Annotated in this window: 15 protein-coding genes; 6 read left to right on the plus strand and 9 right to left on the minus strand. The window is 63.7% G+C overall.

The genetic code is table 11. From position 1 onward, the window contains the following. Positions 1-115 precede the first annotated feature (115 nt). From RND64_RS11535 to RND64_RS11545, 3 genes are all read left to right on the plus strand, one after another. Positions 116-580 carry an SRPBCC family protein gene (locus tag RND64_RS11535; RefSeq protein ID WP_049697432.1) on the plus strand — a complete coding sequence of 155 codons (465 nt, stop codon included), beginning with the start codon at positions 116-118 and terminating at the stop codon, positions 578-580. Positions 581-682: 102 nt separating this feature from the next. After that, the gene (locus tag RND64_RS11540; RefSeq protein WP_049697433.1) at positions 683-1,327 is read left to right on the plus strand and encodes a dihydrofolate reductase family protein; all 645 of its coding nucleotides are present in this window, start codon (positions 683-685) and stop codon (positions 1,325-1,327) included. A gap of 86 nt (positions 1,328-1,413) precedes the next feature. Next, on the plus strand, positions 1,414-2,502 hold the full coding sequence (locus tag RND64_RS11545) for a cellulase family glycosylhydrolase (RefSeq protein WP_049697434.1): 1,089 nt from the start codon (positions 1,414-1,416) through the stop codon (positions 2,500-2,502). 175 nt (positions 2,503-2,677) lie between these two features. Here the strand turns inward: RND64_RS11545 and RND64_RS11550 are convergent, their stop codons facing one another. Both RND64_RS11550 and RND64_RS11555 read right to left on the minus strand, forming a co-directional pair. After that, entirely contained in the window at positions 2,678-2,956 is a 279-nt protein-coding gene (locus RND64_RS11550) for a hypothetical protein (protein ID WP_053117339.1), read from the minus strand. Between the two features lie 85 nt (positions 2,957-3,041). Next, positions 3,042-3,407: a TraR/DksA family transcriptional regulator gene (locus RND64_RS11555; protein WP_049697435.1), complete on the minus strand. Its 366-nt coding sequence runs from the start codon at positions 3,405-3,407 to the stop codon at positions 3,042-3,044. 146 nt (positions 3,408-3,553) lie between these two features. Between RND64_RS11555 and RND64_RS11560 the strand changes: the two genes are divergently transcribed. After that, complete coding sequence (locus RND64_RS11560; RefSeq protein WP_049697436.1) at positions 3,554-4,798, plus strand: acyl-CoA dehydrogenase family protein; 1,245 nt, start codon at positions 3,554-3,556, stop codon at positions 4,796-4,798. A 4-nt stretch (positions 4,799-4,802) separates the two neighbouring features. Here the strand turns inward: RND64_RS11560 and RND64_RS11565 are convergent, their stop codons facing one another. Together RND64_RS11565 and RND64_RS11570 are read right to left on the minus strand one after the other, a co-directional pair. Continuing rightward, positions 4,803-5,345, minus strand: a complete 543-nt coding sequence (locus RND64_RS11565) for a GNAT family N-acetyltransferase (protein ID WP_049697555.1) — start codon at positions 5,343-5,345, stop codon at positions 4,803-4,805. A gap of 54 nt (positions 5,346-5,399) precedes the next feature. After that, positions 5,400-5,930: an LppP/LprE family lipoprotein gene (locus RND64_RS11570; RefSeq protein WP_049697437.1), complete on the minus strand. Its 531-nt coding sequence runs from the start codon at positions 5,928-5,930 to the stop codon at positions 5,400-5,402. Between the two features lie 186 nt (positions 5,931-6,116). Between RND64_RS11570 and RND64_RS11575 the strand changes: the two genes are divergently transcribed. Both RND64_RS11575 and RND64_RS11580 read left to right on the plus strand, forming a co-directional pair. Then, on the plus strand, positions 6,117-7,832 hold the full coding sequence (locus RND64_RS11575) for an acyl-CoA dehydrogenase (RefSeq protein ID WP_049697438.1): 1,716 nt from the start codon (positions 6,117-6,119) through the stop codon (positions 7,830-7,832). Positions 7,833-7,900: 68 nt separating this feature from the next. Further along, positions 7,901-8,293 carry a PPOX class F420-dependent oxidoreductase gene (locus RND64_RS11580; protein ID WP_049697439.1) on the plus strand — a complete coding sequence of 131 codons (393 nt, stop codon included), beginning with the start codon at positions 7,901-7,903 and terminating at the stop codon, positions 8,291-8,293. 123 nt (positions 8,294-8,416) lie between these two features. Here RND64_RS11580 and RND64_RS11585 read toward each other — a convergent pair whose 3' ends face one another. Genes RND64_RS11585 through RND64_RS11605 form a run of 5 tightly spaced genes read right to left on the minus strand, consistent with a single transcriptional unit; the run spans position 8,417 to position 13,008 of the window. Continuing rightward, positions 8,417-9,547, minus strand: coding sequence for an amidohydrolase family protein (locus RND64_RS11585; RefSeq protein WP_270482876.1), 1,131 nt, complete (start codon positions 9,545-9,547; stop codon positions 8,417-8,419). Positions 9,548-9,582: 35 nt separating this feature from the next. Beyond that, positions 9,583-10,623 carry a 4-hydroxy-2-oxovalerate aldolase gene (gene dmpG / locus RND64_RS11590; RefSeq protein WP_083444498.1) on the minus strand — a complete coding sequence of 347 codons (1,041 nt, stop codon included), beginning with the start codon at positions 10,621-10,623 and terminating at the stop codon, positions 9,583-9,585. After that, positions 10,620-11,576, minus strand: coding sequence for an acetaldehyde dehydrogenase (acetylating) (locus RND64_RS11595; RefSeq protein WP_049701020.1), 957 nt, complete (start codon positions 11,574-11,576; stop codon positions 10,620-10,622). Before RND64_RS11595 ends, dmpG begins: the two co-directional genes overlap by 4 nt. Positions 11,577-11,587: 11 nt before the next feature. Next, positions 11,588-12,382 (minus strand): 2-keto-4-pentenoate hydratase, encoded by a 795-nt coding sequence (locus tag RND64_RS11600; RefSeq protein ID WP_049701021.1) that lies wholly within the window; start codon positions 12,380-12,382, stop codon positions 11,588-11,590. After that, positions 12,379-13,008 (minus strand): TetR/AcrR family transcriptional regulator, encoded by a 630-nt coding sequence (locus RND64_RS11605; RefSeq protein WP_049701022.1) that lies wholly within the window; start codon positions 13,006-13,008, stop codon positions 12,379-12,381. The genes RND64_RS11600 and RND64_RS11605 overlap by 4 nt, the downstream gene beginning before the upstream one ends. Positions 13,009-13,131 lie beyond the last annotated feature (123 nt).

Consider the following 13,131-nt stretch of genomic DNA (forward strand, 5'->3'; position numbering starts at 1 on the left):
CGGCGCCCATCAGCGCGATTGCGGCTGATCGTCAAGCCTCTCGCGGACCGTCCACCGCGGTTGCTGTTTCGGCCGCATGGTTGCCAAGAGTCGACGCCTTCGGCACGGTGGAGGTATGAGCGAACACACGAGTGTCACGGTAGAACGAGTCATCGACGCACCGGCCGACCAGGTCTTCGACGTGCTCAGCAATCCTCGGCGCCACCCGGAACTCGACGGTTCGGGATTCGTCCGCAGCGTCGACCACGCCGATCGGATTCAGGAGGTCGGCGACGTATTCACCATGAACATGGAGGGCGCGCACATGGGTGGTGAGTACAAGACCGACAACAACGTCACCGGCTACGCCAAGGACAAGCTTCTGGCGTGGCAGACCGCACCCGCGGGTACCGAGCCTCCCGGGTGGGAGTGGGTGTGGGAGTTGGAAGCCCAGGGCCCCGACAAGACGCTCGTGCGTCACACCTACGACTGGTCGAAGGTCACCGACAAAGATCTCCTCAAGAAGGTCAGCTTTCCGCTGGTCACCGAAGAACAGCTCGAAGACACACTGGGGCGTTTGGCCGCGGCGGTCAGCGGCTGAGACCCAGGCGCGCCATCACCGATGAGTTCCGCGCTGGCGCATGGTCAGTCGTAGGGTGACTGCGATCAGCAGTCGCTGACGACGAGGACAAGGAGTCTGACGATGGCACGCAAGGCGCAGGTACGGGTCGACCTGATGAGCGTCTCGCTCGACGGCTACGCCGCAGGCGATCACATCACGCTGGACGAACCGATCGGCGGCGCCGGGGAACTGTTCAGCAACTTCGACGGACGCGTGATCGCCGGTGTCCAGAATGCGGACGCACCGATCAGTGCTGACCGCGTCTTCTCCAGCGTGTGGGGTCAGGGTGTCGGCGTGGAGATCATGGGCCGCGGCAAGTTCGGGCCACAACAGGGCGAGTGGCCCGACGACGGGTGGCGCGGGTGGTGGGAAGACGAGCCCCCGTTTCAGACTCCGGTGATCGTGTTGACCCACCACGAGCGCGAACCCATCACGTTCGACAACGGAACCGTCTTCCACTTTGTCGACGCCTCTCCTGCGAAAGCGCTCGAACTCGCCCTCGACCTCGCCGAGGGGCGCGACGTGCGCATCGGCGGAGGACCGTCGACCGTGAATCAGTTCCTCCGCGACGATCTCGTCGACTTCATGCACCTCTCCATCAACCCGATCGTGCTCGGCGGGGGAGTGTCGCTGTGGTCAGGACTCGGCGGGATTCACACACGCTTCGACATCGAGTCCGTCCCGACGTCGACCGGGCTGATCCATCAATTCTGGAATCGTAAATAGCGACCAGGAATCGTAAGCAAGGCCCAGTCTGCTTCTCGCTGGCTAGACTCATTCGATCAGCGTCGACGACCTGCGAGGTACGGGCTATGCGAGTGAAATCTGCAGCAACGCGAGCGTTGGTCGTCGCCGCGACGATGGCCTTGTTCGTTGGGTCGGTTCTGGTCGGGTCGTCGGCCGCCCGTGCCGATGTGATCGCACCCGCCGCCGGCTACGGCTTCGCTCAAGGTGCCCCGCAATTGACCATGAGTGCGGCTGATCTGAATCGCGAACTCGACGCTGTATCGAAGACGCGCGGCGAGTGGTTGCGCGTACTCATCAACTGGTCGGAGATCGAGAGTACGAAGGGCACGTACAACTGGGCGGTGACGGACCGGGTGATCAAGGCAGCGCGTGCTCACAAACTGAAAGTGCTGTCGTTGGTGTTGTCGACTCCGGCATGGGCGCGCCGCGGGGGTGCGTTGGCGGGGATGTACGCACCCCCGTCAAACCCCGCGAGCATTGCCCCATTCCTCAAGGCTTTCATCAAGCGCTACCCCGACGTGACGCGTCACGAGATCTGGAACGAGCCGAACCTGCCGGCCTTCTGGGGCTTGTATCCGGCGAATCCCACCGAGTACACGGCGTTGCTGAAGGCGTCGTATACCGCGATCAAAGCGGTACAGCCGTCGTCGACTGTCGTTGCCGCGGGCATGAGCCCTGGCGCCGGGGCGGTCGACTTCGTCACCAAGATGTACGCCGCGGGTGCCAAGAACTATTTCAACGCGACTGCCATGCACGCGTACGTGTTTCCGAAGGGCATTAACTCAAAGCCGAACGGCTGGAGCGAGACTCAGCAAGTCCGCTCGGTGATGACGTCGAATGGTGACGCCGGCAAGAAGATCTGGCTGACGGAGATGGGTGCTCCGACCCGACCGGCAGCGGGGACATCGGGCTCCAGCGACTTCGGTCTTGGCTCACTGGGATTCGGGGCCACCGACATGGTGACCCAACAGGAGCAGGCGACGCAGATCGTCGACGTTCTGCGGGCAGCCGGACAGTCGGGCTATTGCGGCCCCGCGTTCCTCTACTCGGTTCGGGACCAGGGAACGTCGTCGAATAATCGGGAAGACAACTTCGGTGCGCTGCTCACTAACGACTGGCAGCCGAAGATCACGGCGACGGTGCTGGCCAAATAGGTGCGATACCGCTCGGTGGTCGCACCAGTCCGCCTCGGCCTTCCCGTTTTCAGTCATTTCTGAACAGTCCCGGCGAGCCGACCTGGCCTTTTGCTGTCGGGCAGCTCCGAAATTGACTGAAAACGGGAGAGGTCCAGAACGTTTGCCGACAGAGGTCGGGTTGGCCCACGCCGTGTCAGACGTAGCCGCTGAAATCGGTGGCCGAGTTGCCTACCCCTGGCGTCGACGATCCGTACTCACCGACATACGCGGCTTTCCAGCGCGGCCAGTCGAGGAAGCGATCGCCTGCGTCGTCGCGGTAGCGCCGGTAGAGCCGTTTCTTGGTGAGCCACAGCGATCCTCGTGCAGCGCTGGCCGCGGCCCGTGCGGCTCGGCGGCCTCGGTCGACCTCGATGGCGCTCAACGCGGGTTGTGCCTTGTCGGAGAAGATCGAGCGCTTGGTAGTGCGTGCCATGGGATCTGTCCCCTCGCATGTTTGAGGCTGACTCTTGCAGATTGGTGCGGCTTTGGAAATGGGTGTCGGTCGTTTGAAGGGCGCCTCACCACCTGCGCGTCGAACCCTTTCTCGCACAGTCGATGCACTGGCGTGCGGCGGGCAGAACGTCGAGACGTTCGGGATCGATCGGCTCGCCGCACGTCTCGCATCGTCCGTACGAACCGTGCTCGACCCGCTCGACAGCGGAATCGATCTCGACCAGCCGGTCGCGGGAACGTTGGAGTTGAGCGACGAGTTGTCCGCGCTCGACGGCGAGCGTCGATCCCTCCGGGTCGTGCTCGTCGTCGGACGCCTCGTCGGAGGTCGCCTCGAGCACCGCAGTCAGCCGCGCAGACAGTGACTCGATCAAGTCCATCGTTCGGTCCCGCTCGGCGACGAGCGTCTCAATGGACTGGTTGTGCGAGTTCATGTCAGCCACACTCTACGTCTGGGCCATGCCACGTCTGGGACATGATACGTCCGGGTCGCTCACGGGTGCCCGCATCGGCGTCGAGTAAATATCCCCGTGAGCACAACGGGTGCCAGCGACACACGAACATGACAGCTTGACTTTCCATGACCACCTCATTGACGCAGGATCGTCCCAACCAGGTCGACGACCGTCCCACCGATTTCGACCCCACCTCCTTCGACGACGTCTACGCGACCATTGCCTCGGGTGCGGTCGAGCGCGAGCGGTCGCGCACTCTGGCGCACCCTGAGGTTGCTCTGCTGTGGGAGCGTCGCTTCGGTGCGCAACGGCTGCCCGTCGAACTCGGTGGCTCCGGCGCGTCGGTACGCGACCTATTCACCCAACTGATCGACCTCGCCACAGCAGACTCCAACATCACGCAGGCGCTGCGCGTGCACTTCTCGTTTGTCGAAGACCAACTCATCGCGCGTAACGAACGCCTGATCGCCGCTATCGCCGACGGCATCCTTGTCGGCAACGCGATCACCGAGCCCGGTGCCGGCGCCATCGACGGCTACCGCACCGTGTTGACCCGAACGGGCGACGAGTGGCGGTTGAACGGCGAAAAGTTCTACAGCACAGGCTCGTTGTACGCCGACCACATCCTCGTCGCTGCTGACCGTGACGGTGAACGGGTCAGCGTTCTCGTACCGGCAACACGGGAGGGTGTCAAGCGCATCGACGACTGGCGCGGGTTCGGCCAACGTCTCACCGCAAGCGGCACAACCGTTTTCACCGACGTTGTCGTCCACGACGATGAGATCCTCGGTCCCGGATACGGAGCAGCGGGCCCAACGTATGCCACCGCCTACCTTCAACTGTTCCAGTTGGCCGGACTCGCGGGTATCGCGCAGCGTGCCACCGACGACCTGATCGATTGGGTGTCCAAGCGCGAGCGCACGTTCACCCATTCGGTCGCCGATCGTCAGCGTGACGACCCGCTGGTTCAGGAGATCGTCGGACGCCTCTCTGCCACTGCGTTCTCGGCGCGATCGAGCGTCCTGGCCGTCGCGGATCTACTCGACGAGCTGCTCGCCAACGACCCCGAGGACGCCGAGGCGATCACCCGCGTCGAGCTTGCCGCGGGACAGGCGCAAGCGGCGATCGCAGCGCAGGTACTCGCGGCGACGAACGAACTCTTCGAGGTCGGCGGGGCATCGATCGTCGCGGAAGAGCTTGCGCTGGACAGGCATTGGCGCAACGCACGCACCCTTGCCGTGCACAACCCGATCAACCAGAAGCTGCGGTCGATCGGTGACTACCTGCTCAACGGAGCGGATCTCCCGTATGCCTGGAGTGCCGGTGTGCGCACCGATACCGCTGCGACCGCCGGAGACGCGAAGGGGTAACGCCTCATTTCGTGCGCAGGTCGATCATCAGGAGGACCTTGTCGTAGCGACGTTCCCCGGAGGCGACAAATCTCGGTAGGCGCCCGTACTCGGTGAAACCCAGGGATTCGTAGAGGGATAACGCCGCTATGTTGTCGCCGCGCGCATCCAAGGTGAGTACTTCGACGCCGGCTGCCCTGGCATCGTCGATCAGGGCAGCCGTCAGCGCGCGACCGATGCCCATGCCCTGGGCGCTCGGGCTGACGGCGATCTTCTCGATGTCGGCGTGCGGCCGATGCGTCGGGCGGGCATAGCGACTCCAATAGCCAAGGCCCACAAGCACATCGTCGACGTACGCAGCCTGTAGTGACGCGTCGCCGACTGCAACATGGCTGAGGATCTCGTCGATCAGCTCGGCCACCTCCGCTTCCGATGGCGGATCAACCCATCCGAGCGCGGCGCCGTCGCGGACCAGGCCGAGCAGGATCTGGCGAGCTTCGCGGGCAAACTGCTGCCGCGCCTGCGGATCTCCGGTTGAGTGCGCCGCGTCGACGATCTCGGTGTGCATGGTCGGCAGCATAGCCAACAGGCGCGGTGATTCTCGACGAGCGCGGCGTCGAACTCATTTTCCGGGAGGCGGGAGCTCACCGAAACGGAAGAACGAATCCCACAGTCCCACATAGGTTGACGAGACGGGACCGCCCGTCGGGTTGGCGTTCGCGTCGCCCGGATTCAGCCACTTGTAGGTAATCGTGACGCTGATCGGCGTCGAACCCGTCACGGACACGAAGCCGGTGGGCTTCCAAGCGGAGCCGAGGTACTTTCCGGGTCGGAACAGCAGTACAGCTACGGGTGATGAACCCGTGCCGCCCGATGTGTCGAACGCGGCCCACATCAGTGGCGGGCACCACGGGGTACGGTCATTCGACTTCGCCCGCAGGACCCAGTGCAGATCGTTTCGACCGAGTGGCGGACCTATCTGGCGGAGTCCGCGCTGCACTTCTGACGAAGCAACCGACAGACAGGCGCCACCGACGGAGGTACCGGCGGCATGGGCGCCCGGCGGGGCAGCTGCTGCGGGCGCCGCCGCGAGGGACGTCAGGAACGCGGATGCGGCGAGGAAACTCAGTACACGTGTGCGACGACGAGACATTGATGGCTCCAAGGTTCGAGTGGACGTTTCCCGGCCCTGTGGTGTCTTTCGGCTCGACGTCGTGCCGCGTTAGCCGCTATACCGTTCGATGCGGGGCAGACGCGCGATCGTTATCGAGTGGACCAGACCCATCGACGGTGCATGGTCGATCTGTGGCCGCAATGCCCGACTGGCTACGCTTGCCCCATGAGTCTGCTGCTGAACCCTGCCACCAACGACTACTCGCAGTTCGACGCCGAGACCCGCAGGTTGTTGCGCGCGACGATTGACTTCTTCGAGTCGTACGGCAAGGAGCGCCTGCTGCAGGCCGATCTGAACGCTGAGTGGGTCACCGACTTCCTTGAGTTCGAGAAGAAGGAAAAGCTGTTCGCGACGTTCCTCACGCCCGCCGCATATGCCGACGGCGACGAGAACCGACGCTGGGACGCCGCGCGCAATGCCGCCCTCAGCGAGATCTTCGGCTTCTACGGTCTGTCGTACTGGTACGCCGAGCAGGTCACCATTCTGGGTCTCGGGCCGATCTGGATGTCGAGCAACGAGGTCGCGAAAACCAAAGCGGCACAGCAGCTTCTCGACGGCGAGGTCATGGCCTTCGGGTTGTCGGAGCGAACACACGGTGCCGATGTGTACAGCACCGACATGGTGCTGACCGACGATGGCGCCGACGGGTTCACCGCGTCGGGCACCAAGTACTACATCGGCAACGGCAACGTCGCGGGCATGGTGTCGGTATTCGGCCGCCGCGCCGATATCGAGGGACCCGACGGCTACGTGTTCTTCGCCGTCGACAGCAGGCACGAGAACTACCGTCTCATCGACAACGTGGTGCACGGACAGATGTTCGTGTCGACCTTCGAACTCGAAAACTACCCGGTGAGCGCCGACGACATCCTGCACACCGGCCCCGAAGCATTCGCCGCCGCGTTGAACACGGTCAACGTCGGAAAATTCAATCTGTGTCACGGCTCGGTCGGGATGTGCACGCATTCGCTGTACGAGGCGATCGACCACGCCAACAACCGGATTCTCTACGGCAACCCGGTCACCGACTTCTCGCACGTCCAGGGCAATTTTGTCGACGCATTCGCGCGACTGTCGGCAATGAAACTGTTCAGCGACCGCGCCGTCGACTACTTCCGTTCTGCGAGCCTCGACGACCGCCGCTACCTGCTGTTCAACCCGGTGACGAAGTCGAAGGTGACCTCCGAGGGCGAAACCGTGATGACCCTGCTTCTCGACGCCATCGCCGCCAAGGGCTACGAGAAGAACACGTACTTCCACCAGGCCAACCGATTCATCGGGTGGCTGCCGCGGCTCGAGGGCACCGTGCACGTCAACGTCGGGCAGATCCTGAAGTTCATGCCCAACTACCTGTTCGAACCGGTCGAGTATCCAGAGATCGAGACGCGGCTCGACGCCACCGACGACGCTTTCTTTTTCGCGCAGGGTCCCGTCGGCGGTGCGGGAAAGGTGCGCTTCGGCGATTGGACCGCCCCGTATGCGGCGCGCACCGATGTGCCGAACGTCGCGGTTTTCTACGAGCAGGCGCAGGCACTGCAGAAGCTTTTGCAGACCGCTGCGCCCAGCGCGGAGCAGCAGAAGGACCTCGACTTCGTCCTCACCATCGGCCACCTGTTCTCGCTGGTCGTCTACGGACAACTGATCCTCGAACAAGCCGCGCTCATCGGACTCGACGCCGATCTGCTCAACCGGATCTTCGACTTCCAGATCCGCGACTTCTCCGGCTACGCCGTATCGCTGTACGGCAAGCCGACGGCCACACCCGAGCAGCAGGCGTGGGCACTCGACGCCGTCCGGCGACCCGTCGCCGATGCCGACTCTTTCGACCGGGTCTGGCAGCAGGTGAAGGACCTCGACGGCGCGTACGTGATGCCGGCCTGACAGCCGGCGATCAGTACAGTCGGCAGTGCGCGACGCCCAGCCGCGTCAACCACCCGAGGGAGCTGCGCATGGACTTACCTGATGACCTCGTCGAACTACTGCGTACACCTGCGCTCTGCTACGTCGCGACCGTGATGCCGGACGGATCACCGCAGTTGACACAGACCTGGGTCGACACCGATGGCCAGCACGTCGTGATCAACGTCGTCGCGGGCATGCAGAAGGCCCGCAATTTCGAAAGGGATCCACGAGTCGCTGTCGCGATCTCTGATCCCGCGAATCCGGCGCTGTTTACTCAAATTCGCGGTCGAGTGGTTGAGATGACCACCGACGGAGGCGTCGACTCGATCAACGAGTTGGCTCACAAGTACACCGGCAAGCCGTACGCCTGGTACGGCGGCCAGGAGCAGACCCGCATCATCGTCACCATCGAGGCCGACCGGATTTCGCGGGTGCCGTGACGGCTGTCCGGCCCCGCACCTCATCTGTGTCTATTCACCTTCGGCGGTGCAGAAGGTAAATCGCGACAGATGAGGTGCGGTGCAACCGATGAGTCCGTCGGTGTTGCGGCAGAGCCGAATTCGTCAACTCACGGCGGCCCGCAGCCGGGGGAGTTGCTGCAGCGGGTTGATGCGTTCGACCTCGTAGCGCTGATCTGTGGTGAATACCTTGCTCAATCCGGGAGCGGGATCGCCCGAGCCCTCGAGGAACACTGCTTGGCTGAACGGCCAGTCGGAGCCGAAGACGATATGCGAGCGCGGCGCGACCGCCAGCACAGATCGCATCGCAGCTTCCGACGCGCTGAGCGCGGTGTCGAAGTAGAAGGTGCGGATCAGTTGTTGCACGTCGAGGGCAGAGGGACGAGGCGCACCAGCGGGCCAATGGTTGCCAACGGGTGTTTCGGCAAGGACGCCGATGCGCCAGGACAGGAACGGCAGCGTCCCGCCGGCGTGTGCGAGTTGAAACCGGATACCGGGGTAGCGGCGCAGGGTTCCGCCCGCCAACATCAGAGTTGCCGCCCGAGTGGTATCGAAAGTGAACTCCTCGAGGAAATCCGGTAGTGGCAGTGAGGGTTTGGCGTCGTCGGGGATAGCGGCGGGATGGACGAAGACGAACGCCTTGCGGCGGTTGAGTGCCTCCATGAGCGGCTCGAAACGGGGATCGCCAAGGTAGACCCCGTCGTAGGCCGATAGCAACACGACGCCGTCGAGGTGGAGAGTGTCGAGTGCGTACTCGAGTTCGGCGATCGAGGCCGCGACGTCGGGCATGGGCAGTACCGCGAATGCGCCGAAGCGAGTGCGGTGTGTGCGAAAGAGCCTGGCGGCGTAGGTATTGCAGTAGCGGGCAAGATCGCGGGCTTCTTTGCCTCGCAGGAACGACACACCGGGGTCAGACACCGAGAGCGCCTGGGACTGAATGCCCCATCGGTCCATGAAGTCGATCGCTGATTCTGGCGACCACTGCGGGGTGGGATAGCCGCCGATGGTGACATGGCCGTGTTCGAGCAGTGCGGCACGGTACTCAGGTGGCAGGAAATGGGCATGGAGATCGATCCGGTACCTTCCGGACGGTGCGGCCGAAGCGGTCGCCGGCACAGCGCTCGTTGCGACAGCGATTCCTGCGGCCGCCGCGCCTGCACCGATCAACAGCGACCGACGGCTCATGCCGAAGGACTCGCCAGTGCTGGACGAGGACAGGTTGATATCAGCAGTCATCGGTTGTGAACCTCTCGGAAAATGAGTGTGGACGCTTACGCGTCATGGGTGAGAACGACAGTCTGAGAACGGCTTCCGTCGAGCAAGTCCAGCGCGATGTCGACGAGCATGTCTTCTTGCCCGCCGACCATGCCCCGTCGGCCTGCTTCCACGAGCAGGCTGCGGGCATCGAGGTCGTAGCGTTCGGCAATGCTCTCGGCGTGACGCAGGAAGCTCGAGTACACGCCGGCGTATCCGAGAGTCAACGTTTCGCGGTCGACACGCACGGGTCGGTCCTGCAACGGGCGGACGATGTCGTCGGCGGCGTCTTCGAGCGCATTGAGGTCACAGCTGTGTTCGATCCCGGCTCTCGACGCGGCCGCCACGAGCACTTCCAACGGAGCGTTGCCCGCGCCTGCGCCCATACCTGCCAGCGACGCGTCGACACGATTCGCGCCATGCTCGAGCGCCACGAGCGAGTTGGCCACTCCCAGGGAGAGGTTGTGGTGTGCATGGATACCGATCTCGGTGTCGCCGTGCAGAACTCCACGCATCGCGTCGCAGCGCTCAGCGATGTCACGCATGGTCATCGCGCCCCCGGAATCGACGACGTAGACACAGGTGGCGCCGTAGGACTCCATCAACACGGCTTGCCGCGCCAACTCCTGCGGACTGGCCATGTGGCTCATCATCAGAAAGCCGACGGTGTCCATGTCGAGTTCACGGGCAGCGGCGATGTGCTGGGCGGAGATGTCCGCCTCCGTGCAGTGCGTCGCGACCCTCACGGTGCGCGCACCGGCGTCGTAGGCGTCCTTGAGGTTCTGCACAGTGCCGATCCCGGGAAGGAGCAGGGTGGCCACGGTCGCTCGTTTCACCACGCCTGCAACGGCTTCGATCCATTCCAGGTCGGTGTGGGCGCCAAAGCCGTAGATGCAACTGGAGCCGGCAAGGCCGTCGCCGTGCGCCACCTCAATCGAATCCACACCGGCCGCATCGAGTGCCGTAGCGATGGTGACCACCTGCTCGGTTGTGTACTGATGCCGGATCGCGTGCATGCCGTCTCGCAGCGTGACATCGCTGACATACACCTTGCTCACCGTGTGGCTCCTGTTGTCTGCGCGGCATGAACTGCAATGCGTTCGGCGGTGGCTTTGGCAGCCGACGTCATGATGTCGAGATTGCCTGCGTAGGCGGGCAAGTAATGGGCTGCGCCCGTCACCTCGAGCATTGTGGTCACCCGCGTGCCGCTGAACTTGCCCGTCTCGGGGATGTAGAGCGGATTCTCCGCGGTGAACGTCTCGAACTGCACACGTTGCTTGAGCCGATATCCGGGAACATAGGCGTTGACGCGCTCGACCATGTCGGTGATCGACGCTTCGATCGCCGAGTGGTCGGTGTCGCCGTCGACAAGGCAATACACGGTGTTGCGCATCAGGATTGGCGGGTCGGCCGGGTTGAGGATCATCACTGCCTTAGCGCGCTGCGCACCCCCGACGTCACGTAACGCCGCGGCGGTCGTCTCGGTGAACTCATCGATATTCGCGCGGGTTCCCGGCCCCGCTGACTTGGACGAGATGGACGAGATGATCTCGGCGTAGGAGACCGGAGCAACTGCGCCGACCGCAGCGGCGATCGGCACGGTCGCCTGACCACCACAGGTCACCATGTTCAGATTCGGCGCATCCAGATGCTCGTCAAGGTTCACAACGGGCACACAGAACGGACCGATCGACGCAGGCGTGAGGTCGAGCACCCGGACCCCGGCGGGCTCGAGGGCGGACCAGTTGGCGCGGTGCGCCCCGGCAGACGTCGCGTCGAAAACCATTCGCACATCGGCGAATTCGTCCATGGCAAGCAGTCCGTCGACGCCCGCGGCGGTGGCGGCGACGCCCAGTCGTGTGGCACGCGCCAAGCCGTCGGAGTTCGGATCGATCCCCACCATCGCAACCACCTCGAGTGGGCCGTCGCTTCGGAGGATCTTGATCATGAGATCGGTGCCGATATTTCCCGAGCCGATGATGGCAACCGGGTAGCGCTGAGTCGTGGTCATCGATGGCTCTCTCAGGTGAAGTCAATGGATACGCGGCCGAGACCGGACAGATCCGCTGCTGCGGTGTCGCTGGCGTGAACGAACACGGCTGAGGTGATCGATCCGGACATGACGAACTCGCCGACCTGCAGCCCGATGTCGAACGCGGCCAGGGCGTTCACCAACCAGGCCACCGCCTCGGCGGGGTGACCCAGAACCGCGGTGGCAATTCCGGTGTCGACCTGCTCATTGTTGACGTACAGGTAGGCAGAAATGTCGTCGAGGTCGGGTGCGTCGTTGATCGGCACCCACGGACCGAGGACCACCGCGGCAGAGCTGGCGTTGTCGGCGACGGTGTCGCACAGAGTGATCCGCCAGTCAGCGATCCGGCTGTCGACGATTTCCAGGGCAGCAGCAACTGCGTCGGTGGCATCGAGGACATCGGCGACGGTGATACCTGGTCCTTGCAGCGGACGGTTGAGCCGGAACGCGATCTCCGGCTCGACGCGCGGCGCGCAGAGAGACGACGCCGGAATGGCGCCGCCGTCGGGGTACACCATGGTGTCGAGAATGAATCCGTAATCGGGCTCGTCGACGCCGAGCAACTGTTGCATGGGCGCTGACGTCAGACCGATCTTGCGGCCGACCAGCCGAGCCCCGTCGTCGAGCAGTCGCGTGAGATTTCGTTGCTGAATCGCATAGGCACCGGCCACGTCGAAGTCGGGGATGCTCTCGCTCAGCGGGGCAATCGGCGCGCTGTCGAGCAGTGCGGTGTGCAACCTGTCAGCCCAGTCGTCAAGGTCGGCCGGTGGCAGGGGAGAGATCATGAGTCCTCGTCTCGCGGTGATTCGGTGAGTCGGAGTGCGGCATCGATCAACATGCGTCCGTGGAGTTCGAACAGCGCTGGTAGATCGACAGAGTCACCGCCGATCTCCTTGGCGATGAACAGACCGTCGGCGCCCGCCATGGCGTAGGTGGCGAGTTGATCGACAGCGGCCTCGTCGAGATCCGGCGACAACTCCTTGGCTGCTTCGCGAATTCGGACCTGAGCCTCAGCTCGCACCTGGAGATACATCTCGCGGGCGCGCGGCTCCACTGGTCGGCGTTCCAACGCGAGCATCAGCCCGAGCCGCAGAAAGTCGGGTGACTCCAGCAGCGCCTTGGCAACCTGCATGGTCATCTCCGCGACTCGGTCACGGGCCGTCCCGTCGTCGGGCATTCTCCACGCCGACAGCCACTGGCCGAAGCTTCGCTCGATGACAGCCGCGATGAGGTCGTCCTTGTCGGTGAAATGCCAATAGATCGAACTCGCAGGCAACCCACACCGCTTGCTCACCAGGTTGATACTTGTTCCCTCGTATCCGCGCTCACTGGCGATTTCTGTTGCCGCGTCGAGGATTTTGGCTCTCGACGTCTCGCCGTTCGCTCGACGTCGCCGCGATGTCTCTGCCATTGGTTCACTCTTCTCGATTGGTCGGGGAGTGGCCGCAATTGCCGTAGTGGTCATTACAGTAAGTCCTTGACGGCCCGGGGTCAAGGACTTAGCGTAGTGATCACTACAGCTCGTTTATGTGGC

The organism is Gordonia sp. w5E2, from assembly GCF_036540975.1.
GTDB lineage: Bacteria > Actinomycetota > Actinomycetes > Mycobacteriales > Mycobacteriaceae > Gordonia > Gordonia jacobaea.

Excerpts from the sequence above, each read along its gene's own strand:
- RND64_RS11535 (WP_049697432.1), top strand. The coding sequence starts at position 116 with ATGAGCGAACACACGAGTGTCACGGTAGAACGAGTCATCGACGCACCG.
- RND64_RS11540 (WP_049697433.1), top strand. The coding sequence starts at position 683 with ATGGCACGCAAGGCGCAGGTACGGGTCGACCTGATGAGCGTCTCGCTC.
- RND64_RS11545 (WP_049697434.1), top strand. The coding sequence starts at position 1,414 with ATGCGAGTGAAATCTGCAGCAACGCGAGCGTTGGTCGTCGCCGCGACG.
- RND64_RS11550 (WP_053117339.1), bottom strand. The coding sequence starts at position 2,956 with ATGGCACGCACTACCAAGCGCTCGATCTTCTCCGACAAGGCACAACCC.
- RND64_RS11555 (WP_049697435.1), bottom strand. The coding sequence starts at position 3,407 with ATGAACTCGCACAACCAGTCCATTGAGACGCTCGTCGCCGAGCGGGAC.
- RND64_RS11560 (WP_049697436.1), top strand. The coding sequence starts at position 3,554 with ATGACCACCTCATTGACGCAGGATCGTCCCAACCAGGTCGACGACCGT.
- RND64_RS11565 (WP_049697555.1), bottom strand. The coding sequence starts at position 5,345 with ATGCACACCGAGATCGTCGACGCGGCGCACTCAACCGGAGATCCGCAG.
- RND64_RS11570 (WP_049697437.1), bottom strand. The coding sequence starts at position 5,930 with ATGTCTCGTCGTCGCACACGTGTACTGAGTTTCCTCGCCGCATCCGCG.
- RND64_RS11575 (WP_049697438.1), top strand. The coding sequence starts at position 6,117 with ATGAGTCTGCTGCTGAACCCTGCCACCAACGACTACTCGCAGTTCGAC.
- RND64_RS11580 (WP_049697439.1), top strand. The coding sequence starts at position 7,901 with ATGGACTTACCTGATGACCTCGTCGAACTACTGCGTACACCTGCGCTC.
- RND64_RS11585 (WP_270482876.1), bottom strand. The coding sequence starts at position 9,547 with ATGACTGCTGATATCAACCTGTCCTCGTCCAGCACTGGCGAGTCCTTC.
- RND64_RS11595 (WP_049701020.1), bottom strand. The coding sequence starts at position 11,576 with ATGACCACGACTCAGCGCTACCCGGTTGCCATCATCGGCTCGGGAAAT.
- RND64_RS11600 (WP_049701021.1), bottom strand. The coding sequence starts at position 12,382 with ATGATCTCTCCCCTGCCACCGGCCGACCTTGACGACTGGGCTGACAGG.
- RND64_RS11605 (WP_049701022.1), bottom strand. The coding sequence starts at position 13,008 with ATGGCAGAGACATCGCGGCGACGTCGAGCGAACGGCGAGACGTCGAGA.